At 61.1% G+C, this 26,659-nt stretch carries 24 protein-coding genes and 1 other RNA gene; 2 read left to right on the top strand and 23 right to left on the bottom strand.

The features are described from left to right. Positions 1-70: 70 nt before the first annotated feature. From RY831_RS18460 to RY831_RS18425, 8 genes are all read right to left on the bottom strand, one after another. Positions 71-922: an ABC transporter permease gene (locus tag RY831_RS18460; protein ID WP_326507851.1), complete on the bottom strand. Its 852-nt coding sequence runs from the start codon at positions 920-922 to the stop codon at positions 71-73. Between the two features lie 9 nt (positions 923-931). After that, positions 932-1,741: an ABC transporter ATP-binding protein gene (locus RY831_RS18455; RefSeq protein ID WP_326507850.1), complete on the bottom strand. Its 810-nt coding sequence runs from the start codon at positions 1,739-1,741 to the stop codon at positions 932-934. Positions 1,742-1,880: 139 nt separating this feature from the next. Continuing rightward, on the bottom strand, positions 1,881-2,921 hold the full coding sequence (locus tag RY831_RS18450; RefSeq protein WP_326507849.1) for an ABC transporter substrate-binding protein: 1,041 nt from the start codon (positions 2,919-2,921) through the stop codon (positions 1,881-1,883). A gap of 71 nt (positions 2,922-2,992) precedes the next feature. Next, the gene (locus RY831_RS18445) at positions 2,993-4,237 is read right to left on the bottom strand and encodes a CaiB/BaiF CoA transferase family protein (protein WP_326507848.1); all 1,245 of its coding nucleotides are present in this window, start codon (positions 4,235-4,237) and stop codon (positions 2,993-2,995) included. A 3-nt stretch (positions 4,238-4,240) separates the two neighbouring features. Continuing rightward, positions 4,241-4,939, bottom strand: a complete 699-nt coding sequence (locus tag RY831_RS18440; RefSeq protein ID WP_326507847.1) for an HD domain-containing protein — start codon at positions 4,937-4,939, stop codon at positions 4,241-4,243. Between the two features lie 14 nt (positions 4,940-4,953). Further along, entirely contained in the window at positions 4,954-5,550 is a 597-nt protein-coding gene (recR, locus tag RY831_RS18435) for a recombination mediator RecR (RefSeq protein WP_326507846.1), read from the bottom strand. A gap of 89 nt (positions 5,551-5,639) precedes the next feature. Continuing rightward, the gene (locus tag RY831_RS18430; RefSeq protein ID WP_326507845.1) at positions 5,640-5,966 is read right to left on the bottom strand and encodes a YbaB/EbfC family nucleoid-associated protein; all 327 of its coding nucleotides are present in this window, start codon (positions 5,964-5,966) and stop codon (positions 5,640-5,642) included. Between the two features lie 21 nt (positions 5,967-5,987). Beyond that, the gene (locus tag RY831_RS18425) at positions 5,988-8,045 is read right to left on the bottom strand and encodes a DNA polymerase III subunit gamma/tau (RefSeq protein WP_326507844.1); all 2,058 of its coding nucleotides are present in this window, start codon (positions 8,043-8,045) and stop codon (positions 5,988-5,990) included. A gap of 92 nt (positions 8,046-8,137) precedes the next feature. Here RY831_RS18425 and RY831_RS18420 point away from each other — a divergent pair, with 92 nt between their 5' ends. After that, on the top strand, positions 8,138-9,781 hold the full coding sequence (locus RY831_RS18420) for an isovaleryl-CoA dehydrogenase (RefSeq protein ID WP_326507843.1): 1,644 nt from the start codon (positions 8,138-8,140) through the stop codon (positions 9,779-9,781). Positions 9,782-9,824: 43 nt separating this feature from the next. Here RY831_RS18420 and ffs read toward each other — a convergent pair. Both ffs and ubiD read right to left on the bottom strand, forming a co-directional pair. Continuing rightward, positions 9,825-9,923, bottom strand: an RNA gene (gene ffs / locus RY831_RS18415) — signal recognition particle sRNA small type. Positions 9,924-10,051: 128 nt separating this feature from the next. Further along, positions 10,052-11,536, bottom strand: coding sequence for a 4-hydroxy-3-polyprenylbenzoate decarboxylase (ubiD, locus tag RY831_RS18410; RefSeq protein ID WP_326507842.1), 1,485 nt, complete (start codon positions 11,534-11,536; stop codon positions 10,052-10,054). A 462-nt stretch (positions 11,537-11,998) separates the two neighbouring features. Between ubiD and RY831_RS18405 the strand changes: the two genes are divergently transcribed. After that, positions 11,999-13,015, top strand: coding sequence for a transglycosylase SLT domain-containing protein (locus RY831_RS18405; protein WP_326507841.1), 1,017 nt, complete (start codon positions 11,999-12,001; stop codon positions 13,013-13,015). Between the two features lie 100 nt (positions 13,016-13,115). Here RY831_RS18405 and RY831_RS18400 read toward each other — a convergent pair whose 3' ends face one another. The 13 genes from RY831_RS18400 to nrdR form a co-directional block, all read right to left on the bottom strand. Continuing rightward, a complete protein-coding gene (locus RY831_RS18400) occupies positions 13,116-14,294 on the bottom strand; it encodes a pyridoxal phosphate-dependent aminotransferase (protein ID WP_326507840.1) in 1,179 nt (392 codons plus the stop codon). A gap of 208 nt (positions 14,295-14,502) precedes the next feature. Continuing rightward, entirely contained in the window at positions 14,503-14,973 is a 471-nt protein-coding gene (nusB, locus tag RY831_RS18395; protein ID WP_326507839.1) for a transcription antitermination factor NusB, read from the bottom strand. A gap of 3 nt (positions 14,974-14,976) precedes the next feature. Beyond that, the gene (gene ribH, locus RY831_RS18390) at positions 14,977-15,462 is read right to left on the bottom strand and encodes a 6,7-dimethyl-8-ribityllumazine synthase (RefSeq protein ID WP_326507838.1); all 486 of its coding nucleotides are present in this window, start codon (positions 15,460-15,462) and stop codon (positions 14,977-14,979) included. 193 nt (positions 15,463-15,655) lie between these two features. After that, complete coding sequence (ribBA, locus tag RY831_RS18385; RefSeq protein WP_326507837.1) at positions 15,656-16,762, bottom strand: bifunctional 3,4-dihydroxy-2-butanone-4-phosphate synthase/GTP cyclohydrolase II; 1,107 nt, start codon at positions 16,760-16,762, stop codon at positions 15,656-15,658. A 148-nt stretch (positions 16,763-16,910) separates the two neighbouring features. Further along, a complete protein-coding gene (locus RY831_RS18380) occupies positions 16,911-17,525 on the bottom strand; it encodes a riboflavin synthase (RefSeq protein WP_326507836.1) in 615 nt (204 codons plus the stop codon). Between the two features lie 21 nt (positions 17,526-17,546). After that, positions 17,547-18,638, bottom strand: coding sequence for a bifunctional diaminohydroxyphosphoribosylaminopyrimidine deaminase/5-amino-6-(5-phosphoribosylamino)uracil reductase RibD (ribD, locus tag RY831_RS18375; protein WP_326507835.1), 1,092 nt, complete (start codon positions 18,636-18,638; stop codon positions 17,547-17,549). A 152-nt stretch (positions 18,639-18,790) separates the two neighbouring features. Beyond that, a complete protein-coding gene (locus RY831_RS18370) occupies positions 18,791-19,342 on the bottom strand; it encodes a GspH/FimT family pseudopilin (protein ID WP_326507834.1) in 552 nt (183 codons plus the stop codon). 1 nt (position 19,343) lies between these two features. Further along, positions 19,344-19,781, bottom strand: a complete 438-nt coding sequence (locus tag RY831_RS18365; protein ID WP_326507833.1) for a type IV pilin protein — start codon at positions 19,779-19,781, stop codon at positions 19,344-19,346. Next, positions 19,762-23,763: a pilus assembly protein gene (locus RY831_RS18360; RefSeq protein WP_326507832.1), complete on the bottom strand. Its 4,002-nt coding sequence runs from the start codon at positions 23,761-23,763 to the stop codon at positions 19,762-19,764. The genes RY831_RS18365 and RY831_RS18360 overlap by 20 nt, the downstream gene beginning before the upstream one ends. 1 nt (position 23,764) lies before the next feature. Beyond that, entirely contained in the window at positions 23,765-24,358 is a 594-nt protein-coding gene (locus RY831_RS18355) for a pilus assembly PilX family protein (protein ID WP_326507831.1), read from the bottom strand. Positions 24,359-24,417: 59 nt separating this feature from the next. After that, positions 24,418-25,368 (bottom strand): PilW family protein, encoded by a 951-nt coding sequence (locus RY831_RS18350; RefSeq protein ID WP_326507830.1) that lies wholly within the window; start codon positions 25,366-25,368, stop codon positions 24,418-24,420. Further along, entirely contained in the window at positions 25,365-25,937 is a 573-nt protein-coding gene (gene pilV, locus RY831_RS18345) for a type IV pilus modification protein PilV (RefSeq protein WP_326507829.1), read from the bottom strand. The genes RY831_RS18350 and pilV overlap by 4 nt, the downstream gene beginning before the upstream one ends. A 137-nt stretch (positions 25,938-26,074) precedes the next feature. Further along, a complete protein-coding gene (gene nrdR, locus RY831_RS18340) occupies positions 26,075-26,539 on the bottom strand; it encodes a transcriptional regulator NrdR (protein WP_326507828.1) in 465 nt (154 codons plus the stop codon). Between the last annotated feature and the right edge of the window lie 120 nt (positions 26,540-26,659).

Genomic DNA, 26,659 nt, shown 5'->3' with positions numbered 1-26,659 from the left:
TCGGGCACTGTCCAGGTGCAATTGCCGGACTCGAATTCCTCTTAGCAAGAGCCGAGCCTGCCCGGCGGCATCAGAGCTTTTCCGTTTCGCCCGAACGCGGCTGCCACTTCATCAGCCGGCGCTCGATCACGCCGACCAGCATGTCGAGCACCAGCGCAAAAGCCGTCAGCACGAGGATACCCGCGAATACCGTATTGATGTCGAAGGTGCCCTCCGCCTGCAGGATCAGGTAGCCGACGCCGCGCGCCGAACCGAGATATTCGCCGACGATGGCGCCCACGAACGCGAGGCCGACCGAGGTATGCAGGCTGGAAAACACCCAGGACGTGGCCGAAGGCAAGTACACATGGCGCAGCAGCTGGCGCCGGTTGGCGCCCAGCATGCGGGCATTGGCCAGCACCGTCGGGCTGACTTCGCGCACGCCCTGGTAGACATTGAAGAAGACAATGAAGAACACCAGCGTGACCGCCAGCGCCACCTTGGACCAGATGCCGAGCCCGAACCACATCGCGAAGATCGGCGCCAGGATCACCCGGGGCATGGAATTGGCCGCCTTGATGTAGGGGTCGAATATGGCAGAGGTCATCGGCGACAGCGCCAGCCACAGGCCGAGAACCAGCCCGAGCAGCGTACCGATGGCGAAGGCCAGCAGCGTTTCGGTCAGCGTCACCAGCAGGTGGGGATAGATTTCGGCGGGAAAATCGAGGGTGAACCAGGTCGCGTCGAACATGCCGACTTCAAGCGAGCCGCTGCCGACGGTAAACCATTGCCAGATGCGGGCCATCACCTTGAGCGGCTCGCCGAAGAAGAACGCGATCTTCGGATCGCGCGTGGCCAGGTGCCAGGCCATGAACACCACGACCAGGACCAGGATTTGCCAGAAACGCAGCGTGCGGGCTTGGGGTTTGATGAATTTCCACATGGTCTGGATTCAAGCCTTTATTTTCTGCTGCTGATAACCCTTCAGGACTTCTTCGCGCAAGACATTCCAGATCTGCGCATGCAGCTCGACGAAGCGCGGATGCATGCGGATCTCGGCGACGTCGCGCGGACGCGGCAGGTCGACCCTGAACTCGCCGATCGGCCGCGTCGCCGGTCCCGCCGACAGCACCACCACCCGGTCCGACATGGCGATCGCTTCATCGAGGTCATGGGTGATGAACAGCACGGCCTTCTTGCTGGCGTTCCAAAGCTCGAGCACCTCGTTCTCCATCAGCTGGCGGGTCTGGATGTCGAGCGCGGAAAACGGTTCATCCATCAAAATGATGTCGGGATCGAGAATCAGGGTCTGCGCCAGCGCGACGCGCTTGCGCATGCCGCCGGACAGCTGGTGCGGATAGCGGTCGCCGAAGCCCTGCAGTCCGACGCGGGCCAGCCATTCCTCGCCCTGGCTGCGCGCCGCTGCCTCGCCGACTCCCCGGAACTGCAGGCCGGCAATCACGTTCTGCAGGGCGCTGCGCCAGGGCATCAGCGCATCCGACTGGAACATGTAGCCGGCGCGGCGGTTGATGCCGCTCAGGGGTTCGCCGAAGACGCGGACCTGGCCGGAAGACGGTTCCAGCAGGCCGGCGCCGACATTGAGCAGCGTCGACTTGCCGCAGCCGGTGGGGCCGACCACGGAAACGAATTCACCGGGAGCGATATGGAGCGTGGAGTCGGCGACCGCGGTATAGCGCTGCGAGCGGTCGTCCTTGGAAATGAAGGTACAGGTGATGTTGTCGAGAGCGAGCGCAGGTGTCATCTGGTCCGTTGTCGGTTGTCGCGCCCCCGTTGCGGCGAGCGTGTCATGCAATCAGGTAGAAAACATCGGGAGCAAACGTCAGGAAGGACGCATGCAGGGGCAGGCGGGATGTTTGTCCCGCCGCATCGGCCTCGCCTCCTTATTTGAACTTCGCGTTGGCCTTCTGCACCATGTCATTGGTGAAGGTCCTCGACAGGTCGATGTTCTTGCTGGCCAGCTCCGGCTCGAAGGCCTGCAGGGTCTTGAGCGCGGTCCGGGGACCGGCTTCGGGGAACGTGCCGTCGGGTGAAATCGCTTCACGCACCCGCATGAAGGCTTCGATGTAGAGCGCCCTGTCGCCCAGCAGGTAATTTTCCGGCACCACCTTGATGATGTCCGAGGGACCGGCCTTCTGCAGCCACTTCAACGCGCGCACCATGGCATTGGTCATGGCCTGCGCGGTGTTCGGATTTTTCTTGAGGAAGGCTTCGGTGGTGTAGAGCGTGGCGGCCGGCATCGGGCCGCCGAAGACCTCGTTGGTATCCTTCAGCGTGCGGGTATCGGCGATCACCCTCACTTCGTTTTTCTGCTGCAGCATGGTGATCACCGGATCGAGGTTGGCGATCGCATCGATCTGCCCGGAGCGCAGCGCGGAGATCGCGCCGGCCGAGGTACCGACGCCGATGAAGGAAACGTCGCTCGGCTTGAGGCCGGCCTTGGCGAGCACGAAGTTGGTCATCATGTTGGTCGAGGAGCCGGGCGCGGTCACGCCGATCTTCTTGCCCTTGAGGTCGGCGACCGACTTGTAGTTGGGCATGGTCTTGTTGGATACCGCGAGCACGATCTGCGGTGCCCTGCCCTGCAGCACGAAGGCGGTGATCGGCTGTCCCTTGGACTGCATGTTGATGGTGTGCTCGTAGGCGCCGGAGACCACGTCGGCGCTGCCGCCGACCAGTGCCTGCAGGGCCTTGGCGCCGCCGGCGAAATCGCTGATCTCGACCTGCAGGCCTTCTTCCTTGAAGTAGCCGAGCTGCTCGGCGATCGTCAGCGGAAGGTAGTAGAACAGGTTCTTGCCGCCGACGGCGATCGAGACCTTGGGCTTTTCCAGTGTCTGCGCGAACAGGTTGCTGTTGAAGGTGAAATAGCCGGCGAGGAAAAGCGCCAGGGCGATCGCGAACTGCTTCCAGAAGCTCTTGTTCATGCTGTCTCCAATCTTGTTTTTACATGCCGTGAGTGTTGATTACTCCTGATCACTCCTGATCACTCATCTGACTATATCACTCCATCTCGCTTGAGTTGTGTGATGTGCTCATCATCATAACCCAGTGCGCGCAAGACTTCAGCATTGTGTTCGCCGAGTTCCGGCCCGATCCATTTCGTCTCGCCCGGCGTCTCGGACAGCTTGGGCGTGATCGCCGGCAGCTTGATCGGCGTGCCGTCGGCGAAGCTGTGCTGCTCGAACATGCGACGCGCGAGGAATTGCGGGTCGCTCATCATGTCGCGCACCGAATAGATCTTACCCACCGGCACATCGGCAGACTTCAATACGGCAAGCGCCTCGTCGATGCTCCTGGCGGCGCACCAGGCCTGAATCGCGCCGTCGATCTCGGCGGTGCGAGGCACCCTGCCGTCGTTGCGGGCAAGATCGGGATCGTTGGCCATGTCGTCGCGGCCGATGGCCAGCATCAGGCGCTTGAAGATGGCGTCGCCATTGCCGGCGATGACGATGTTCTCGCCGTCGCCGGTGGTATAGGTATTGGACGGCACGATGCCCGGCAGCGCGCCGCCGGTGCGCTCGCGCACCACGCCGGCATGGTCGTATTCCGGTACCAGCGACTCCATCATGTTGAACACCGACTCGTACAGGGCCACATCCACCATCTGCCCCTGTCCCGCGATGCATTCGGCGCCCCGCCTGCCGTTCCAGCGGCCGCCGGTGACGTCGCGATGGCGCAAGGCCATCATCGCGCCGATGACTCCATGCAGTGCCGCTACCGAATCGCCGATGGAAATGCCGACGCGCACCGGCGGCCGGTCCGCATGGCCGGAGACGTAGCGCAGTCCGCCCATCGATTCGCCGATGGCGCCGAAGCCGGGCAAGTCCTTCATCGGGCCGGTCTGGCCGTAGCCGGACAGCCTCACCATGATGGTGGCCGGGTTGACGGCTTTCAACGCCTCGTAGCCGATGCCCCACTTCTCCAGCACGCCGGGCCGGTAATTCTCGATGATGATGTCGGCCTCGAGCGCCAGGCGCCGCGCGATTTCCTGGCCGCGCGCATCCTTCATGTTGAGGGTGACGCTTTTCTTGTTGCGCGACTGCACCGTCCACCAGAGCGAGGTGCCGTCCTTGAGCACGCGCCACTGCCGTATCGGATCGCCGCCGTCCGGCGCTTCGATCTTGACGACGTCCGCGCCGAATTCCGCCAGCATGCGCGAGCAGAACGGGCCGGCGATCAATGTGCCGAGTTCGAGTACCTTGATGCCGGCGAGCGGGCCGGCGGATGGTTGTGCCTGCATGTTCTACCTTGAGGTGAATTGCGGATCCAGAAGAAGCAGTTCGGATCGGAGGTTGTCCCTGGCGGAGGCTTCGAAACGCGAAGCCATCCATGGCGTGAAGTACAGCGCCGGACGGTCTAGGAAGCGCCTCAGCACCTTGGCCCGCCCGGTCCGGTAGTCCTGTTCCGGCACCCATTCGTATTCGCAGCGGATCGCGGCGCGGTACTGCTGGTACACGTCGCGGGGCGCGCCGAGTATCGCGAGATCGAAGTCCAGGAACAGAGGAAGGTCCGGCACGTCCTTATCGGTCACGGCATGATGGATGGTGGCGAGTATGCAGCGCTCGACCTGCGAGGCAATGCCGGCATCCACCCGCATTGCCTGCATGGCTGCGCTTGCCACCGCGGCGCTGGCAACTTCATTGCCGCCCGATTGGGTGTCGTAAATGACGTCATGAAACCAGATCGCCAGTTCGACGACATGCGCATGCGAAAGATGCGCGCAATGCGCATCGGCATGGCGCAGCAAGGCGGCGACATGCGCAAGGTTGTGATAATGCCGGCGAGGTTCGCAGTAGTGTTGTTCGATGAGCTGCCACACGTCCGCGGCCGCCTGCGGCGGGCATTCCAGCGCGGTGCAGAGCGCCTGCCAGCGCGACGCCAGCCAGGAAGCATCCGGCTCGCTCGCCGGCAAATCGTCTCCTGAATCTGCAACGCGCGGCATGGACGATCGCGTGCTCAGGTGCTACGGCGGTCCAGCATCGCGCGGGCAATCGTTCCCGCATCCACGTATTCCAGCTCGCCGCCGACAGGCACGCCGCGCGCCAGCCGGCTCACCCTGATGCCGCGCGCCTTGAGCGTCTCGCTGATGTAATGCGCGGTGGCTTCGCCTTCATTGGTGAAATTGGTGGCCAGCACCACCTCCTTCACCACGCCGTCGGTGGCGCGCGCGATCAGCTTTTCGAGATGAATATCCTTCGGACCGATGCCGTCGAGCGGCGAAAGCCGCCCCATCAGCACAAAGTACAGCCCCTTGTAGGTCAGGGTCTGCTCGATCATCAACTGGTCGGCCGGCGTTTCCACCACGCACAGCAGCGTGGCGTCGCGCTCGGAATCCGTGCACATCTCGCAGAGCTCGTTTTCCGTGAAGGTATTGCAGCTGGCGCAGTGATGGACGCGCTTCACCGCCTGCAGCAGCGCGCGGCCGAGCAGGCCGGCGCCGTCGCGGTCATGCTGCATCAGGTGATAAGCCATGCGCTGCGCCGACTTGGGACCGATGCCCGGGAGCCTGCGCAAGGCTTCGGTAAGAAAATCGAGGCTGGAGGGAGATTTCAATTCGGTTCTCTATCGCCAGATTGTTTGAACGACCCGCGCGAGGGGCCATGCCGGGACGGCGCATGACCCCGCATCCACCACATCCGCCATCAGAACGGCAGCTTGAAGCCGGGCGGCAGCGGCAGGCCGGCGGTCATGCCGGACATCTTTTCCTGCGAAGTGGCCTCGGCCTTGCGCACCGCGTCGTTGAAGGCGGCGGCGACCAGGTCCTCGAGCATGTCCTTGTCGTCGGCGAGCAGCGAAGGATCGATGGAGACGCGCTTGACGTCGTTCTTGCAAGTCATGACCACCTTCACCATGCCGGCGCCGGACTGGCCCTCGACCTCGATCGACGCAAGCTGCTCCTGCATCTTCTTCATGTTGTCCTGCATCTGCTGCGCCTGCTTCATCAGTCCTGCAAGTTGGCCCTTCATCATGGTCTTACTCCCGAATGTTGGTTAGAGGGGTTTGATCGATCCCGGCACGATGGTCGCGCCGAACTCGCGCATCATCGTCTGCACGAAGGGATCGCGTTGCATGCTTTCTTCCGCCTGGCGCTGGCGAGCTTCGCGCTCGGCCACCGCCACAGCATTGGCGGTCTGGCGGACGGCGCCGATTTCTGTGGTGACGCGCACCGTCTTGCCGAAATGCTCGGTCAGCGCCGCCATCAATTTATCCACCGCGCCGGCCGACCTCAGCGTCTCCAGCGGGATGCGCAGGTGCATCAGCACGCCGTCGCCGTTGTCTTCGCACTGGAGCAGTTCGCTCTGCTGCGCCAGCTGCTGGACCACGCCGCGCAGGGGAAGCGCCGCGGCCAGTACCGGCCAGTTGCCATCCCAGCCGAGCGAGGGTATCGGCGTCGGGGCCAGCGGCGGCAGCGCCTCCGGCTTGACGATGGCAATGTCAGGCACGGGCACCGGTACGGACGCAGGCGTGCGCATGGCGGGCGGCGCTTCTTCCAGCACCGCCGTATCCGCGAGCATCAGCTCGGCGATACGCGTATCAGTTTTTTTTTGAACGGCCAGCGGCGTGGAATCGAAAGGAATCGGTTCATGCATGTGCGCTGGCGCATCTTCCCATGGCGCGGGCGCCAGTGCTGCGGCTGCCATGGATGCTGGTGCCGATGCTGGTGCGGCCGCAGGCGCAGCAGCCGAGGGCATCGGGCGGGACTGCGCGGCGTTGACCATCGGCGCCTTGCCGCCATTGCGCGCCGCCTCCAGCGCGGCACGCGCAGGGCTCATGCCAGCGGGTCGCGAGGTGGTGGCAGGAGCTGCGGAAGTTGCGGGAGCAGATGCTGCAGATGCCACGGGCGCTACTGCCGACCTTGCCGCGGACGCCGCAGGAGCAGCGGCGCGCGGCGCCTGCGCCATGGAAGCAGCCGGCGGCTGCGCCTTGCCGGCGCCATCTCCGCCGCCCATGCCGGGGCGGAAGGCCAGCATCCGCAGCAGCGTCATCGTGAAGCCTGCATACTCGTCCGGCGCCAGGCTCAGGTCGTTACGCCCGTGGACGGCGATCTGGTAGAACAGCTGGATCTCTTCCGCATCGAACAAGCCTGCCAGGCGCAGGACATCTTCCCTTTCGGGAACATCGTCGGGCACTGCGGCCGGCACGGCCTGTGCCAGCGCAATCCGGTGCAGCACGGTGCCGAGGTCCTGCAAGGCGGCGTTGTAGGACAGGCTGCGCGTTGCCATTTCGTCGGCAACCGCGAGCATTCCTGCGCCATCTTTGGCGGCCAGCGCATCCAGCACGCGGATCAGATAGGATTGATCGAGGGCGCCGAGCATGCCCTGCACCGCTTCCAGCGTCACCTTGCCGGCGGCATAGGCAATCGCCTGGTCGGTCAGGGACAGGGCGTCCCGCATCGAACCATGCGCGCCCTGCGCCAGCAGACGCAGTGCCTGAGGCTCGAAGGAAATGTCTTCCTGTCCGAGGATATTCTCCAGATGGCCGACGATATGCCCCGGCGGCATCTGCTTCAGATTGAACTGCAGGCAGCGCGACAGCACCGTCACCGGGATCTTTTGCGGATCGGTCGTGGCGAGAATGAATTTCACATGCTCGGGCGGCTCTTCCAGCGTCTTGAGCATGGAATTGAACGCATGATTGGTCAGCATGTGCACTTCGTCGATCATGTAGACCTTGAAGCGCGCATTCGACGGCGCGTAGACCGCCTGCTCGAGCAATTGCGCCATTTCATCGACGCCACGATTGGAGGCGGCGTCCATTTCGATGTAGTCGACGAAACGCCCGGCATCGATGGCGGTGCATGCCTCGCAGACGCCGCAGGGCCTGGCGGTGATGCCGCCGCTGCCGTCCGGCCCCTGGCAGTTCAGCGACTTGGCGAGAATGCGCGACAGCGTCGTCTTGCCCACACCGCGCGTTCCGGTAAACAGGTAGGCATGGTGCAGGCGCCGCTGGTCCAGCGCATGCGTGAGCGCCCGCACGACGTGCTCCTGCCCGACGAGCGTTTCAAAGCTCTTTGGACGATACTTGCGGGCGAGTACTTGATAAGACATGGTTGCGCTGGCTGTTGGTTGTAGCAAGCATTTTACCTGACCTGATGCAAGTTATAGACTGCGGATTCAGTTGTTGAAAAAAGGATACCGGCATGCAATGGCCCACACATGAAGTCACCAACCAGGTACCGGAGCTAACAGACTACAACCTTTTTTCCACCGACATCGCGCTCGGCGACGGCGTGCGCCGCCGCGGCGCCGACTGGAACGGGGAAAAACTGCAAATGCTGGGCGCACGCCTCGGCACGAAGGAAGTGTTGCATCTTGGCGACCTCGCCAACCGGCATCCGCCGGCACTCGAAACGCATGACCGTTTCGGCCGACGCATCGACTCGGTGGAATTCCATCCGGCATGGCATGCGCTGCTGGCGTCGCTGCGCCGGGAAGCGCTGCATGCCCTGCCCTGGATGGAGGCGCGCGGCGGCGCCCATGTCGCCCGAGCCGCCGGCTATTTCCTGCATTCCCAGGTCGAGGCCGGATCGCTCTGCCCGACCACGATGACCTTCGCCTCGATTCCGGTTCTGCAGAAGGAGCCCGGGCTGTTCGCCGAACTCGGACCGAAGCTGTTATCGACTGTACATGATCCGCGCGACCTTCCGCTGGAACAAAAGACATCCATCCTGATCGGCATGGGCATGACCGAGAAACAGGGCGGCTCCGACGTGCGCACCAATGCCACGACGGCGCGCGCGCTGAACGGCGAGGGACGCGGCGCGGCCTACGCGCTGACCGGACACAAATGGTTCTTCTCGGCGCCGATGTGCGATGCGCATCTGGTGCTGGCCCGCACCGACGGCGGCCTATCCTGCTTTTTCGTGCCGCGCTGGCGGCCGGACGGCAGCAAGAACGCGGTACTGGTCCAGCGGCTGAAGGACAAGCTGGGCAATCGCTCCAATTCCAGCAGCGAAGTCGAATTCCAGGACGCCTGGGGCATCATGGTCGGCGAGGAAGGCCGCGGCATTCCGACCATCATCGAGATGGCCAACCATACCCGCCTGGATTGCGTGATCGGCAGCGCCGGACTGATGCGCCAGGCTTTCGTGCAGGCGGCGCACCATGCCCGGCATCGCAGCGCGTTCGGCCGACATCTCGCCGAGCAGCCGCTGATGCGCAATGTGCTGTCGGACCTGGCTCTGGAAAGCGAAGCGGCCACCTTGCTGATGCTGCGCCTGGCGCAGGCGTTCGAATCGCCGCAGGATCCGCTGGAGCGGGCCTGGCGGCGCATCATCACGCCGGCCGCCAAGTTCTGGATCAGCAAGCGCGCGCTGGAATTTACCGGGGAATGCATGGAAGTCTGGGGCGGCAACGGCTACGTCGAGACCGGGCCGATGGCGCGGCTGTACCGCGAAGCGCCGGTGAATTCCATCTGGGAAGGTTCCGGCAACGTGATGTGCCTGGACGTATTGCGTGCCGTCGAGCGGGAAACCGAAGGTTTTCTTCTGCTGCTCGACCAGCTGGCCGGTACAGCCAGCGGACATGCCGGGTTGCAGGGACTGATTGACGGCTTGCGCAGGGATCTCGCCACGCCGCCCGAACAACGGGAAATGCTTGCGCGCCGCTTCGCGCAGAAACTGGTGCTTGCCGCCCAGGCTTGCCTGATGCTGCAGGCTTCGCCGTCGCCGATCGCGGAGGCCTTCATTGCCAGCCGTATCGATGCGGAGTCGGGCCGTGTCTATGGCACCCTGTCAGCCGCCGCATTGCAGCAGGACATCCTGAAACGCGCATGGCCGGCATGAGAATACGGAAATGGCTACGGGAGATATAAGGAATCAGCAGGAAAGGGGCGAGCCTTGTCTACGGCACTTGCGGGAAATGGCTGTGGCTGCTTCGTTCCCGACCTGACCAGGTTGGCCATGCCACAATGCGCAGGGGCCCGCCGACCTGCATTTTAACAGCAAAGCCGAAGGAGCGCCTCCCTATTTCCGGGACCGGGTCCAGGAAGGCGGCAATCGGCATCCGTCTCGGCTCATACCATTCTCATGTCATGGAATGGCTTGGGATTGGCATCAGATACCGAGCTCACCCCAGATCCGGTCGATTTTCGCCTTCACTTCCGGCGTCATTGAAATCGTCGTTCCCCATTCGCGACTGGTCTCCCCCGGCCACTTGTTGGTGGCATCGATCCCCATCTTGCTTCCCAGTCCGCTGACCGGCGAAGCGAAGTCGAGGTAATCGATCGGCGTGTTGTCGACCAGCGTGGTGTCCCTTGAAGGATCGACGCGCGTGGTAATTGCCCAGATGACTTCCTTCCAGTCCCGGATGTTCACATCCTCGTCCACCACCACGATGAACTTGGTGTACATGAACTGGCGCAGGAAACTCCAGACGCCGAACATCACCCGCTTGGCATGTCCGGCGTAAGCCTTTCTGATCTGCACCACCGCCATCCTGTAGCTGCAGCCCTCCGGCGGGAGATAGAAATCCGTGATTTCGGAAAACTGCCTCTGCAGCAGCGGCACGAATACTTCGTTGAGCGCCACGCCCAGCACTGCCGGCTCATCCGGCGGTTTGCCTGTATAGGTCGAGTGGTAGATCGGATCGCGCCGCATCGTGATCCTGTCGATGGTGAATACCGGAAACCTATCCTGTTCGTTGTAATAGCCGGTATGGTCGCCATACGGTCCTTCCAACGCATGCTCATAGCCGCTCGGATGGGATTCATCAGGGTAGATATGCCCTTCCAGAACGATTTCCGCCGAGGCCGGTACGCGCAGTTCGCTGCCGATCGCCTTGACCAGTTCGGTACGGCTGCCGCGCAGCAGGCCGGCGAACTGGTATTCCGACAGGCTGTCCGGCACCGGCGTGACGGCGCCGAGTATCGTCGCCGGATCCGCACCCAGCGCCACCGCGACCGGATACGGCTGGCCGCGATTCACAATGCCGTGCTCGCGGAAATCCAGCGCGCCACCGCGATGCGCCAGCCAGCGCATGATGACCTTGTTATGGCCGATCACCTGCTGGCGGTAGATGCCGAGGTTCTGCCGTTTCTTGTGGGGCCCCTTGGTGATCACCAGTCCCCAAGTGATCAAAGGCGCGACGTCGCCGGGCCAGCAATGCTGGATCGGCAGTTTCGCCAGATCCACATCCTGCCCTTCCCAGACTATTTCCTGACAGGGTGCCGAGCGATGCTCCTTTGGTGCCATGTCCCACAACGCCTTCACCATGCTTCCCAGGCCAAGCACATCCTTCAGGCCTTTCGGCGGCTCCGGCTCCTTGAGCGTGGAGAGCAGGTGTCCAATCTTGCGCAGCTCGCTTACATCCTGCGCTCCCATTCCCAGCGCGACCCGGCGCGGCGTGCCGAAAAGATTGGCCAGCACGGGTATGCGATGCCCTTCAGGCCGCTGGAACAGCAGCGCCGGACCGCCGCTGCGCAGCACGCGGTCGCAGATTTCCGTCATCTCAAGATGGGTGGAAACAGGTACTGAAACCTGCTTCAGCTCGCCAATCTCTTGCATTTGAGCAATAAAATCCCGCAAATCCGAATATTTCATGATTTTTCACAAAGTTTGAGGCTTGTCTGTGTTTGTAGAATGCAAGCCCAAGTAGTTGATTTTATTTATCTTTTATTGCATTGCAGGGAATCTTTATATCTCAAAGTAATAACATAGCTATTTGTTAGTATTGACTCGATATAAACACGCACCTAAAATTCGGCCAGCTTGATGAGCGGCCCTTTCCCCATATCCAGGGATCGGCATGACAATCCGCTCAGTATCCACGGGATCGGGGTCCCATATGACATTTTAAGGAGTGTTTTCAAAAGGCGTCTGCCTTCTCCCCCGGAAAAGTTGTCCATCCAGCCGGCCGTGCGCCGACATTCCAGGACGGACAATCGCGATGTCTGCCGCCAGGCGCTGCGCGCGGCTGCAGACAGTGACTGATTCACGTTGAAATCAAGTGCCTACAGCATCTTGTTGTGGCCCTTCGTTTGCCGTGAGGATTCAGGAGGTTCAATGATAAATCGATATACACAAGCGGCGTACGACTTTACCCGCCAACAGGCCACGCAGTCGGCCGCGTGGGCGGTGTTTGCCCGCGACACGTTCAACGGCTTCATGATTACTGCACGCCATACCCTTACGCTGCTTGGTATCGCTGCATTGGCCCTGCTGGGCATCATGGTCGTCAAGCCGGAAGCTGCCGACCGCCTGAAAACGCTCTCGCCGTTTGTTGCCGCTACCACCGTGCCTTCGAGCTCGCCCCTGGCTGCGGCCAGCACGGTGGCAGAGCTTCCGCGCACGCAGCCTGCGACAGCCACCGCAATCCCGCCTGCCGCAGCGACGTCGTTGATTGCGGTTTCAGCGATGCATACGCCGACGGCGGCGAACGGAGACGCCGCCCATGCAGGCAATGCCAAGCAGCAGCAATGGGTCACCGAATGGCTGTCGAAGCGCTACCGCGTCGCGGCCGATGCCACCAATATGCTGGTCTCCGCAGCCTACCTGACGGCCAAGGAAATCAAGCTTGACCCGCTGCTCATCCTGTCGGTCATGGCGATCGAATCCGGCTTCAATCCTTTTGCCGAAAGTCCGGTCGGTGCCCAGGGACTGATGCAGGTGATGTCCAAGGTGCATCATGACAAGTTCCGCGAACTCGGCGGCGTCAAGGCGGCGTTGAATCCGGTCGCCAATATTCGCGTCGGTTCCCTGATTCTCAAGGATTACGTCGAACGCGGCGGTTCGGTGGAAGCCGGCCTCAAGATGTATGTCGGCGCCGGCGCGCTCGAAACCGATTTCGGCTATGGCGCCAAGGTGCTAGCCGAATACCGGCGCCTCAAGGAAGTGGCAATGGGCAAGAAGGTACCCGTGATCACTTCCACCGCGAAGGCATCCTCACCCAGCCCGGCTCAGGTGAAACCAGCGCCGGCTGAAGTGAAAACGCCGCCGCCGACCGAGGAAGCCACAACGGCAATGAACGAAACCCGCCCGCTGGTGCAAAACGAGGAAAGTCAGCTGGCGCCCGCGCTTTGATGCCAAGCCTCCGATGCCTTGCCTCTGATGCTTTCTGTGGCAAACAATAAAAAAGGAGCCGTTCAGGCTCCTTTTTTATTTGGCATCGCAGGTCGGGCGCTCAGACGCGCTTGGCGTATGCGGCAAAAAACCGTTCGAGCCGGAGCACCGCCTCCTCCAGATTGTCCATCGAAGTGGCGTAGGACAGCCGGATATACTGCCGCGCCGTGGACGGTCCGAAGTCCAGTCCGGGCACCAGCACCACCCCTGCCTGGTGCAGCATGTCTATCGTCAGGCGATCGGCATCTTCCGACAACGCCGAGCAATCGGCATAGACATAGAATGCGCCGTCAGGTGTCACCGGCACCTTGAAGCCGAGTTGGCGCAGCGCCGGCACGATATAGTCTCGGCGGCGCTTGAACTCGGCTTTGCGCTCTTCATAGATGGCGATCGATTCAGGCGCAAAGCAGGCAACGCCGGCATGCTGCGCAATGCCGGATGCGCAGATGAACAGGTTCTGTGCGAGTTTTTCAATTGGCGCGACCATCGAAGGCGGCACCACGAGCCAGCCGAGACGCCAGCCGGTCATGTTGAAATATTTTGAAAAACTGTTGATGACGATGACATCGTCGCCCAGCGACAGCGCGGAGTAAGGCGCCTCGTCATAGGTCAACCCCTGGTAGATTTCATCGACAATCGTGAAGCCGCCCTTCCCGCGCACGGTTGAGACGATGCTCGCCAGTTCGTCATGCGGTATCGACGTGCCGGTCGGATTGGACGGCGACGCCAGCAACACGCCGCGGGTATCTACGCCCCAATGTTCCCTGACAGTTTCATCCGAGAGCTGGAAACGCTGCTCGGGGCCACTCGGAATCATCTTCGCGCGGCCTTCGAATGCGGCAACGAAATGCCGGTTGCAGGGATACGAAGGGTCGGGCATCAGCACTTCGGCATTCTTTTCGACGAGCGCTGCGCACGCCAGCAGCAGCGCCGCCGAGGCGCCAGCCGTTACGATGATGCGGGACGGCGCCACGTCGAGCTTGTAAACGTCTTTGTAATGCGCGGAGATCGCTTCGCGCAATGCCGGAATGCCGATTGCGGCCGTATATTGCAGCCTGCCGTCCGCCATGGCGCGGGACGCGGCTTCAATGACGGGAGCGGGCGCGGTGAAATCGGGCTCGCCGATGCCCATATGAATGATGGAACGCCCGCTGCGCTCGAGTTCTGTCGCCAACTTCGCCAGTTCCATCACATGGAAAGGCGCGATATTGGCAAGGCGAGAAGCCAGTGTCGGATTCATGAAATCAGGATGTTCGGCCGGAAATGTAACTAGTGGCGCGAGTTATGAATTTGTTGTCCAATGATCGAAGAGAATCGCGCCGATACCGCTTCAACAATGCGCGCAAGGCCTCGGCCCTGTTGTGATTCTTTCCTTGTCTCGACAAGATTTCACGACATTTGCATTCAACAAATTTCTAACCCACCCCACTGGAAGGACGTATTGGCGATCAGCGCTTCCTAGCGTCGTCGACTTCGACATTGCGCGCCTTGGCGGCAAATTTGTCGAGCACACCGTTCACATACTTGTGGCCATCAATGCCGCCAAAGGATTTGGTCAGTTCGACTGCTTCATTGATGATCACCTTGTATGGAATCTCGATATGGTTTTCGAGTTCGTAGGCGCCGATCAACAGCGCAGCATGTTCCACCGGGGACAACTGCTCGATGGGGCGGTCGATCAGCGGCGCCAGATTTGCGCGCAGCGCGGCCGCCTGCTTGATGGTGCCGTGCAGCAGCGTATTGAAATGCTCCGCATCGGCTTTATCAAAACCATGCGCTTCGCGGATGTGGGCATCGATAGCGCCCGCATCCTCGCTTGCCAGCAGCCACTGATAGAGGCCTTGCAACGCGAACTCGCGAGCGCGGTGGCGGGGCGTCCGGTTCTTGTTCGGATTGGCGTGAGCGGATTTCTGGTTCATGGCTTACTCTTCGTCTGTAGCTTCGGCGAGTTCTTCCAGCGCAATCGACAGATTGGCCATTTCGACGGCGACGCGAGCTGCATCAGTTCCCTTTTCCGCCATCCGGGCCTCGGCCTGTTCATCCGTGTCGGTCGTCAGCACGGCATTGGCGATGGGAATGCCGAAATCCAGTCCAACTCGGGTAATGCCAGCACCCGACTCGTTGGATACCAGTTCGAAATGGTAGGTTTCACCGCGAATTACGGCACCGATGGCGATCAGCGCGTCGAACTGCTGCGACTCGGCCATTTTCTGCAGGGCCAGCGGAATTTCCAGCGCGCCCGGTACGGTCACATGCAGCACATCCTCATCGGCAACCCCAAGATGCTTGAGCTCTGCAAGGCAGGCGGACAGCAGGCCATGACAAACGTCTTCGTTGAAGCGGGCCTGCACAATGCCGACGCGCACTCCCTCGCCGTTCAGATTCGTCGCATATGTTCCTACAGTCATGGTAATTCCTTCATGCGCAGCTGCGCTTAATGAAACTGGCACCATGCCGCATGCGTATTCGCCAATGAAACTGTGACGGCATGCTGCGGCAGGGTACGGTTGTTATTGGTTGTCAGACGCCCGGCGGTTCCAAACCGCCGTTCAATTCATGGAATTCTTCAGCTTGCTCGGCTTGCTCTCGGTGCGCCCGACCTTACGGCTTGGCCTGATAGCCGACGACTTCCAGGTCAAAGCCCGTCATTGATGGCATCTTGCGCGGGCTGGCAAGCAATTTCATCTTGCCTACGCCGATATCCTTCAGTATCTGCGCTCCGATGCCGTAAGTGCGCAGATCGAGTCGGGAGCCGCGCGGCTGCGGAACGGATCCGGGATTGTTGAGCGCTTCGAACTGGGCAAACATCTGTTCGGCCGACTCCTCGCAATTGAGCAGAATCATCGCGCCGCGTTCCCCTGCCTTGATCGCGGCCATCGCCGAGGCCGCATTCCAGGAATGCGTGGTCACCTCGGTTTCGAGCAGGTCGAGAATGGATACTGGCTGGTGCACCCGCACCATGGTTTCAAGTTCCGGCGAAATATCGCCATGCACCAGCGCAAGATGAGCGCCGCCGCTCGGCTTGTCGCGGTAAGCAATGGTGCGGAACGGGCCGTGCGCGGTATGCATGACCCGTTCGGCCACGCGCTCGACGATGCTTTCGTTCTGGCTGCGGTAATGAATCAGGTCGGCAATGGTGCCGATCTTCAGATTATGTTCCCTTGCGAATTCGATCAGGTCGGGCAGGCGCGCCATCGTCCCGTCATCCCTCATGATTTCGCAGATCACCGCGGCCGGTGTCAGTCCCGCCAGTTCGGCGAAGTCGCAGCCGGCTTCGGTGTGGCCGGCGCGCATCAGCACGCCGCCCTTCTGGGCTTTCAACGGAAAAATATGGCCGGGCTGCACGATGTCGGAAGCCTTGGCGTTCTTTGCGACAGCTACCTGCACGGTTCGGGAACGGTCCGCCGCCGAGATGCCGGTCGTCACGCCTTCCGCCGCTTCGATGGATACGGTGAAATTGGTACCGTAGGACGTGCCGTTGCGAGTGGTCATCATCGGCAGGTTCAACAGGTTGCAGCGCTCTTCGGTCAGCGTCAGGCAAATCAGGCCGCGTCCATACTTGGCCATGAAGTTGATTGCTTCCGGCGTCACGAATTCGGCCGCCAGCACCAGGTCGCCTTCATTTTCACGATCCTCTTCATCGACGAGGATGACCATGCGGCCGGCGCGCAGCTCGGCAACGATTTCTTGAGTTGTTGAAATAGCCATGACTGAAATCCTATTTAGCCCGCTATTTTAAAGGATTTGGATGGGTCTGAACTTTCAAGTTCGAAACAAACCGTGGCCTCGCCGCCGGACTTGCACCCGCCAGGATTTCCCCTTCCGTCCCCCGCTTCCGCCCTTTACCGTTCGTCCCTTATTCCTTCAGGCTGAGCATGCGCTCGACATAGCGCGCAATCAGATCGATTTCCAGATTAACGCGCGTGCCGGGCTTCAGGTGCTTGAGCGTGGTGACCTGAACGGTATGCGGAATCAGGTTGATGGAAAATTCGCATCCCTTTTCTGTATCCCTGACCTGGTTGACCGTCAGCGACACGCCATTGACGACGACGGATCCCTTGTAGGCCAGGTACTTGGCCATGTCCCTCGGCGCTTCCACGACCAACTCCATTGATTCGCCGACCGGATCGAATCGCAGCACCGTTCCCAGTCCATCGACATGACCTGAAACGAGATGCCCGCCGAGGCGGTCGGCCAGGGTCAGCGCCTTTTCCAGGTTGACTTCGCCGATTGCATCCAGGCCCGCCGTGCGGTTGAGGCTTTCGCGGGAGACATCGACCGCAAATCCGTTTCCGGTCTTGCTGACGACCGTCATGCAAGCACCGTTGAGCGCAATCGAGTCGCCCAGCGCGACGTCATCCATCGGCAGGCCGCCCGCGTCGACGGTGAGACGCACGCCGGCGCCGGGCTCCTCGCCCAGGGGAGTTATCGAGGAAATCTTGCCGACAGTGGCCACAATTCCGGTAAACATGGTCGAAATCCGTTCAGATATTCAAGTGAAACGAGCAAGGATACGCAAATCAGGTCCGATCTGCTTGATCTCATGGAAGGAAAGCGGGGTTTTCTGATCGAGACTTGCCGGCGCCTGCAGATCAAACAGGCCTTGCGCGTCGCCCAGGACGGATGGCGCAAGATACAGCAGGAGTTCATCGACGCATCTCTCACGGATCAGCGAACCATTGAGCTTGAAGCCGGCTTCGACATGCAGTTCATTGATCTGGCGCCGACCGAGCTCCTGCATCAGCGCCGGCAGATCGACCTTGCCACGGGCGTTGGGCAGCATGATGATTTCAGCGCCTAGCGCGCGCAGTTGCGCTTCCTTATCGGGATCGGGTACCGCGGCGACTATCCAGGTGCCGCCGCCCGCCAGCACCCGCGCCGACGGCTCGATCTGGAGGCGGCTGTCGATCACGATCCGGCGCGGCTGCCGCGGCGTTTCCACAGCGCGCACGTTGAGTTGCGGATCGTCTTCCTGCACCGTACCGATGCCTGTGAGGATTGCGCATGCGCGAGCCCGCCACCAGTGTCCATCGTCACGCGCCGCCGAAGACGTGATCCACTGGCTTTGCCCATTATGCAGTGCGGTCTTGCCGTCCAGGCTCGCCGCGGCCTTCATCCTTACCCAGGGACGTCCTCGTTGCATGCGGGAGAGAAAGCCGATATTCATTTCCCGCGCGGCGTCGGCGCCGACATCCGTCAGCACCTCGATGCCCGCCGCGCGAAGCTTGGCGACACCCTCTCCGCCGACCAGCGGATTCGGGTCCCCCAGTGCCGCGACGACGCGGCCCACCCCGGCGCGGATGAGCGCATCGGCGCAAGGCGGGGTGCGGCCGTAATGGCTGCAGGGTTCCAGTGTCACGTAGACCGTCGCGCCACGCACGTCCGCACCGCGGCGCGCGGCGTCCTGCAGCGCCTGCACTTCCGCATGGGCCTGGCCCGGAGGCTGGGTAGCGCCGGCACCGACAACCTGCCCGTTCTTCACTATCACACAGCCGACACGCGGATTGGGCGTCGTGATGAACATTGACTTTGCCGCCCATTCGAGCGCCAGCGCCATTCCTTGCGAGTCGTTGATGATTTCCACGTGAACTTTTCCAAAGGCATTGATTGCTGAGGTCGCGCATTCTCCAGGCGATAGAACAGGCGGAGCAGCTGCCTTAACCCAATCCCGCGCCTTTCGTCCCTGACGCCATTTTATCTTGAGTCATCCGACGTCATGCTGCCGGATCGGCTTGCTCAGCAGCTGGCCTCGCCTGCTGTCAACTTGCAGGTACGGGGCCGTCCAAGTGCGTTCAATACGATTTTCCGCCGCTGCTCGCCAAGTTCGAATGAAATGGAACCGGATTGAAACTGCTGCCCGCCCGCGGCATTGGTCCGGGTCCGTCCCGTGCCGTTATAGGCGATATAAAGCTTCGCATTGTCGCTCAGCTTGGATGTGATCGACATCCCTGCCGCCGCAGGTTCGTGCCGGTGGACAATGGTTTCGCCCGAGTCGATCGACTGGTTGTCATTTTCGTCGATCAGGACGACCCAGCCGTCGGTCCAGGCCGTTCCCGCGGGCACGAGATCGACCCGGCGTCCCCGCTTGATCGCTTCCGAACGCGCAAGCTGGATGGATGCAAGGAAGTCGTTGACCGTGCCCGTCAATCGCTGGCTTTCAATGAGCCGGCCGAATGACGGGGCCGCCATGCCGGCGAGCACGGCGGCAATCAACACGACGATCATCAGTTCAATGAGTGAAAAACCCGCCCGTTGCCGGTAGCCCATCCTGTTATTGACAGTCCTCATCCTATCTCCAGCAGACAGGATCGGCCGGCGAGCGCAAGCCGTTGCTCGATTGAGAAAGCGAGCCGCACACCGGATCATAGAACCTCGGCTTGGCTGTCACCGTCACGCAATCGCGGATGGTTTCGCCGGCGCATGCATTTGCCGACAGTTCATAGGCACTGCTGTCGGGATTGTCGCTGGAATAATTCTTGAAGCCCTTGGGCGCCGATACCGAATAGGCGACATAGGTATTCTGCTGGGAGTAATACCGTTCCTGGGCTTGAAGGATCTGCATCATCGCGGCCTTTCCTTCACCGCGTTTGGCGCGCCGGACCGATTCGACATAGGAAGGATAGGCAATCGAGGCCAGGATACCGACGATGACGACCGCGACGAGCACCTCGATCAGGGTAAAGCCGCCTTCGCCTACCGGCCGCGCCTCATTTCTTGAGCAGGGCATTGCGGATTTCCTCCCAGTTGATGATTTCCCGCCAGCTGAACCGCCCGGCGGGCAGCATGGCTTCCACGCGGTCACCGGCAGCTGCATCGCCGCCCTTTGATCCGCCATTGAAGGAAGTGGCACCGCCCGTACCGAAGTTGACGACGCTGACTCTTTTCCTGACCGCCCGGCGACCGACTGCATTGCGATCCCCGACTTCGACGCCTGTCTCGAAAGCGATGGGCGGGCTGAGCATGCCTATCGCCGAAAGCCGGCCAGTCTCGCCACCGGCGGCCATGCCAGTGATCGTGTCGAGCACGTAGCTGCGTCCGCCGCCGAGCTGGCAGGGATCGCTGCCGGGAATGAGGGTGTTGAAGAAAACGAAACCGTTGATCACAAGCGGGTTGGTCACGCTGCGTTCGCCGCTCTTGTCGGATTCCGCGAAATCGACATACCACCCCTTCGGTTGATCGGCGCCGCTGCCGTAATCGATCTCCGGCCCGACGATCTCGAAGCTTCCATTACCCGTCTTGTTGAGCGTGCGCCGCGCGAGATTCGAGCGGCCGAATGTGGCAGACACCTGCGAACCTGGGTCGAAAACGCCGTAGAACGACTGGACCGAATACGTCGCGCTCACCGCATCGTTCGATTCGATGAATTTGCCCGTGCCGAAAAGGACGATGAAGCCGCCGCCGGGCGCGAACACCACGCGCGGCTGCACCGTGATCGGCTGCGGCGCACCCTGGTGATCGGTTGCGCTGAACATTGGCGCCGAACCGGATAGTGCATCGCTCCATGGAGCGGAACCGGTGAAGTTGAAGCGCCACACGTTGCCCTGCAGGTCGCCCGCGTAGGCATAGCGTACGGCGCCATCCGCTCCGGTCACCAGCGCCGGCGCGGAAAGACCGTTCTGCGCGCCAGGCACCTTGCCCGGCACGCGGAATTTGAAATAATTGACACCTGACTGCCACTTGACCGAGGACGGCTTGTCAAGCGAAAGCAGAAACAAGGCGCTTGCACCATCGGCATTGAAGCGGTCGACGCCGTCGTCCCGATAATTGTTCAGTCCGCTGGACACCACGACAAAATACTTGAATTGCGGAACGCCGGCCTGCGTGCCCGCATTGAACTTGGCAATCACCGGGCCGCCCATGATGTTTCCCATGTCCGGATCATCCGCATCGGTGAATTCAAAAAGGGCTTTGGCGCCGGCGGCAAAATTGGCAGGATCCGTTACGTCCAGCGCGAAGACGCCCTGCGCTCCTCCGCCCATTCCGCTCGCCAGCACGGTCTTCCAGGCGCCGCTCACGCGCGCCTCACCCACCGCGATACCGCCGTCGACATAAGGTCTGTGTTTATAGTCGGGCGCGGTCAGGCTGTTCAGGTGCGCCAGCACGGCGCCAGGCACGAAGGCAAACAGTTCCAGCCCGTCGCTTGCCGCGAATGCATGCAGCATGCCGTCATTCGCGCCGATGTAGACTGCCTTGGCACGTTGCTGACGTTCCTTGGCAAAGGTCTCGTAGCCATTTCCGTAGTGGGATGAGGACGGCGCGCCGACAAGGACGGGATTGCTGTTCAGGATGTCGCCCAGCACCCTCTTGCGGCTGCGAAAGATCCCGTTGGGCCGCCCCGCTTCCAATGCCCGATCTCCGCGCAGGTAATCCACGCGCGCCGATCCGTTGCCGTCAGGCTTGCCGTCGTCAGGCGATTGGTCGAGCAGCGCTTGCTGCGCTGCATTCAGCTGGTCCCATTTGAATTCAACGCTCGACATGCCGCCGTCGGAATGGTACTGGCTGGTGTATATGCGGCGGTCGGCGTGCGCAGGCTTGGCGGCCTGCTTGTCGGTACCGGTCAGTATCTGTCCCGCATCCCATTCAGGCGTGCCCGCGATATTGATGACCTCATTCGCGCCGAGCCCAATTTTCAGTTTCCTTAGGCTGCCGCTCCAGCTGCCGGATTCAAAGCCGGGTTGATACACGAAGGCGCCGTCGCTGGAGATTTTCGTGGTCGAAACCGAGACGCCGGAGATCGTGCCGCTGCCGTCGGCAATCGATGCGAATATTTTGCTGATGGACTGCATCATCGCTGCCGGCTGGCCGGCAAGAAAATAGTTGCGCGGGACGGCAGACGGGCCCTCGCCATCGCTCCACTCGGTATAGCTTCCGCTGACCGGCACGCCCGCCGCAGACAGGCTGATGAAAGGATTGTTCTGCGCCGTCTTCGCATCGAAGCCACCGTATTTGGCGGCGAGATAGAGTTGACTGTCCCGCGGTTTCAACGCACGGGTGCTGCCGTCAATCAGGCCGTTGCCGCCCTCGTCGACATCGATGGCGAAAGTCTTCACCCTGACTGGCTTGTCCAGTCGTATGTCGTTGGTGTTTGCCCAATATGCAAGGCCCGCCATGTAGTAGGTGCCATGGCCGGACGCGCCGGAATCTTTGGTGTCGAGTGCGCTGAGGTTGCTGTTCTTCGCCGGATTGCCGTAGCTTCCCGCAGCATCGGTTTCCATGTCGCCGACCAGCTTCGTCCAGTAGGCAACGTCGAATGCAGGTGTCTTGCCCGCGACCTCCGCATCCGCCGGTCGAGCCGCGTCATACGCATCGGCCTGGCTGCCGGCCGGCCCGAACTTGGTGCGTGCATTGCCGGGCACGTAGCGATCCCAGTGCGTGTTGACGTCGGCGATATTGACGATGTAATTGCGCTGGCAAGAGGCGGTGACCGGGTCTTCCCACTTGTCGAGAACGGGGAATCCGTCTTTCATGCCGTTCGTTACATTGCTGATCGCGGAATCGGTGGGCGGTTTGCCTTGATAATAGCGAATGCCTTCATAAAAAAGCTCGCTGACGGGATCGTACTGCTTGTACCGTCCCGTCCTTCCGAACTTGTTCAGGTAATTGATGACTCCGCTGTTGCTTGCGCCGTCCAGGGTGGCAGGGTCGTCGGGATTTGCGTGAAAGACGCCGCTTGCCTCGTCCCATTCCGGTCGATCATTCAGGGTCTCGGCAAATGACGGCGGCTTGCGCTGCCTTGCGCCGACATACTTGATGGGCGAACGCAGCACACCGCCGTAACGCTGTGCGGCATCATCGAGCAGGTATCCCATGGCACCGATTCTGAGTTTGTCGGCATTGCGCTGGATCTGGCCGACCGGCTTGTAGCCGCTGCCAAACTTCATGCACAGGTCAGTGCGCACCGGACCTTCACTGGCATCGCAGACTGCGACACGCACCAGGTAATCGCCGAGCTTCTTGTCGGTTGCATTCGCCGGCATCTTGCCCTTGCCGCTCCATTGCGACGTGCAATACTCAAGCCCGGCGCTATCGCCATTCAAGCCGCTGCTGACGTCGCTGAACAATATCCTGTTTCTACAGGAAACGACATACAGCTCCTTGACGTTGAACGGCGTGACCCGATTGGGTGCGCTGACGTTACCTGTCTGCTCGACTTTCCGCCGCGGGAAGTAAGTGGCGTGGGCATAGAAATTTGCTTCCGGCGTATCGGACAATACGGCGCGCTGGAGCACGGTTTCACCCGGCTTGTCGACGATGCGGTCGCCGCCGGTCAGCGACAGGCGCAGCATGTCGATCGCGGATGATGACGCCCAGTTCATGAAGTTGCCGCTGAAGCCGGTACCGTCGCACTCGTGCAGCGCATCGGCATTCTTGTCGATCTCGAAGTAAAGGCCTTCATAGAATGTCTGCGGATCGTTGCCCGGATTACGGTTGCTGCCCTTGTACCGGTAGCATTTCGCTGGATTGAAGTAGCCGGTATATTCAACGGTCCGGTTGTACGTGCCGCCATCGCCGCGGTAAGCAATCCCGACCGTCGGAAATTCCACCGAAAGACTGAGCAGCAGGTTGGGATGCACATTCAGGCGTCCATCGAACAGCGGCACGTCGGCAATCTCGACCGGCGCATTCGCGGCAATGCCCGACACATGGCCGGCCAGGAGCAGGAGCCATCCGGTTGCGGCAACCACCGCCAGGTATCGCTTGCAGCCCATGTTATTTTTCTCCCTTGCGGTAGTGTGTCTGCAGCACCACTTGTGTTTCGTCACGCATGCCGAAGCCGATAGCCGTAATGCGATAGAACACGGTCGGCATTTCGGCGCTCTGCCCCTTGTAGGTAAATTTCAGGGGTTCGATGATGTATCTCGGACGCCTCGCGGGTAGCGGTCCCGCGCCGGACTGAAAGCTCGCGCCGGTGAACTGTCCGTAGGGGACCGAATTCGCGTTGCCGGATTCATCGAGGAAGTTCACGCTGGCCCAGACCGGCTCCGCGTCCGGCAGGGGCGGCGCGCACAGGCCAAGCCTGATATTGCCTATTCCCGCATTGCACCCGGACTCGGGAAAGCCCTGCATGTCTTCCGAACTGAAGAGATGACTGCGCGAACGAGCGGAATCCGGGGAATGTTCGATATCCATTTCGGCATCCATCAACGCAGCCTCCGCGGCCTGCAGCGCAACCTGGCGATCACGGTCATTTCTTGAGCCTTTTTCAGCCTGCAACGCAATCTGCGCGGCCGATGTGCCCAGCAACAGAATGACGATGAGCATCAGCAGGGACACGATGAGCGACACGCCCCTTTGCGCATGCAAATTGACTCCAGCTCTTATTGCGAAGCGGGCGTGCATGGATGCGGATTCATGGAGGTCGCTCATCGATTGGCCCCATCCGTCGCATTCCGCAACTGGATCGTCGTCGAATAGACTTTCCGGTAGCGGCTCCTTGCGGAAACCGGGAAATCTTCCTTGCGCAAGCGAACACCCTGGTCATCGACTCCATGCCCGTCCGAATAGTCGTTGCCGAACAGGTCATACGTGACGGAAGCATCATTGCCGCGGGCATCCGTATCGGCCTCCCCCCGGACAAGCAGCGACACATTAACGGTGACGACCTTTTTCCAGTGCGTCTTCGCATTGCGGGCTGCGGAATCCCCGGTGTCGACGATTGCATCGTCCAGCGCATTGATTGCCGACGCATTGAGCACCCGGTTGGGCATGCCGTCGTCATCGGTATCCAGGCCGTACAGCACCTGAAATGACTCGATGCCGCGTGCAATGGCTGCCGAAGTCCAGCCGGTGTCGCCGGCATACTTGCAGTAAAGCTGCGGCTCACCGGATTCGTCTCTGGCCACGTAGAAAATGCTGCTGCCGCGCTGTCCGCCCGGCACCGGAAAACCCGCGCAATTGAGCATCGTTTCATCGCCTGCGCCGAAGAACTGGATGGACAGGAGATCGCTGCCATTGACCGATTGTGTCTGGGGCGACGTCATGCCGACCGTACTTGAATTCAGCCTGCGAGCATCCATTCCTTCCATGCTCGGAGACATGGATGGCTGCACGACAGCCGGCGCTTCGTTGCCTCCCCAATCCACATAGGCCGCCTGCCTGACGGCCCTGGCGATGACTTCCAGCGCGAATCGACCTGTATCGTCGATGCGTGCGGCGTCATCGTTCGCCGTGTAAGCATTTTTCGATGACAGGAAGGTTGCCGTGGCGGCAAGGACGATCAGCAAACTCAGCGCCAGGGAGATCATCAGTTCGACCAGAGTCAACCCCTGCTGTCCAGCGCCGATCGGGCCTCCGTACATCGATCCGACGCTCATGGCACGTAGGGTTCCACAACGAATGCGACGCTAGGCGGAAACTGCTTTCCGCCATCGCCGATCAGGGTGCCGTCCGCATTCTTGCCCTGCCAGCCGATCTTGATGACCAGCGACGCATTGCCGTCTCCCCCGGCGCAGTCCCATGTAAATGACTGCACAGACGAATTCCATGGCTGAGCATCGCGGCACACCACGGCTCTCGCATTTGGCAGGGCTGCAGCAAGCCTGCCTTGCCAGGCATGAATATCGAATTGCGCCAATTCCTGGCTGTTGCATGCATTCGTATAGCAGGATTTTGACGGACCGGCGCCCTGCTCCGGACTACCTTGAAAATCGATGCCGAGATAGGGATTGGTCGCATTGGGTGCTTTCATGCTCGCGGAATTCGCCCGCATCTTGTCGGCGAGTTCGCTAGCAAGCTGGACTGCTGCGGACTGGAACGAGGACTGCGTTCCAGTCCGCATTGCCGCGAGTTGCATTCCCGCAGTGCCGATAATGCCTATGGCAAGCACAAGCATGGAGACCAGCACTTCGATCAGGGAAAACCCTCTGGATGCGGCGTAAGACACAGGCCCCTCTTATTGAATTTATCAGATAGGCAACATTATATATTTGCCAATTGAAATAAATGCAATGTTTTGGGAAGGTGCTGTTGTGCGAAAACCGCACTAGTGGAAAGATCCGGGAACGGGTTTTGGATTTGGGCCTAAGTCGATTTGCGCTCGGGGCCAACTTCGGCGATGGCGTCCTGGAATTCCGCGACATCCTCGAAGCTCTTGTACACGGAAGCAAAGCGGATGTAGGCGATTTTGTCCAGGCGCTTGAGTTCGCGCATCACGAGTTCGCCGATATGGCCGCTGAGTACTTCGCGGGCACCGCTGGACAATAACTTTTCTTCGATGCGATGAATGGCTTCGTCCACCGCTTCCGCGGAGACAGGGCGCTTGCGCAGTGCAAGCATGAGGCTTGCCCGCAGTTTTGCGGGATCAAAATCGGTGCGGCTGCCGTTTTTCTTGACTATCACCGGCATGAGCAACTCGATACGCTCAAAGGTGGTAAAGCGCTTGTCGCAATGGGTGCAGCGCCGCCGCCGGCGAATCGCGTCACCCTCTTCCAGCGCACGCGTGTCGATAACCTGTGTATCTTCGTGGTGGCAGAAAGGGCATTTCATAGCATTAAAGGCTACTGATCAAGGATTGGCGGACGAACACCGGGGTGGATGCCAGTATCGCACAGAACATTCCGAAAACGAAAATCCGCCGACTTCGAACATGCGCTATCAACGCACCTG

It is taken from the genome of Noviherbaspirillum album (genome assembly GCF_035916955.1).
Classification (GTDB): domain Bacteria; phylum Pseudomonadota; class Gammaproteobacteria; order Burkholderiales; family Burkholderiaceae_D; genus Noviherbaspirillum; species Noviherbaspirillum album.
Note: the sequence above shows the minus strand (reverse complement) of the source record. Positions and strands in the feature narration are given on the sequence as shown.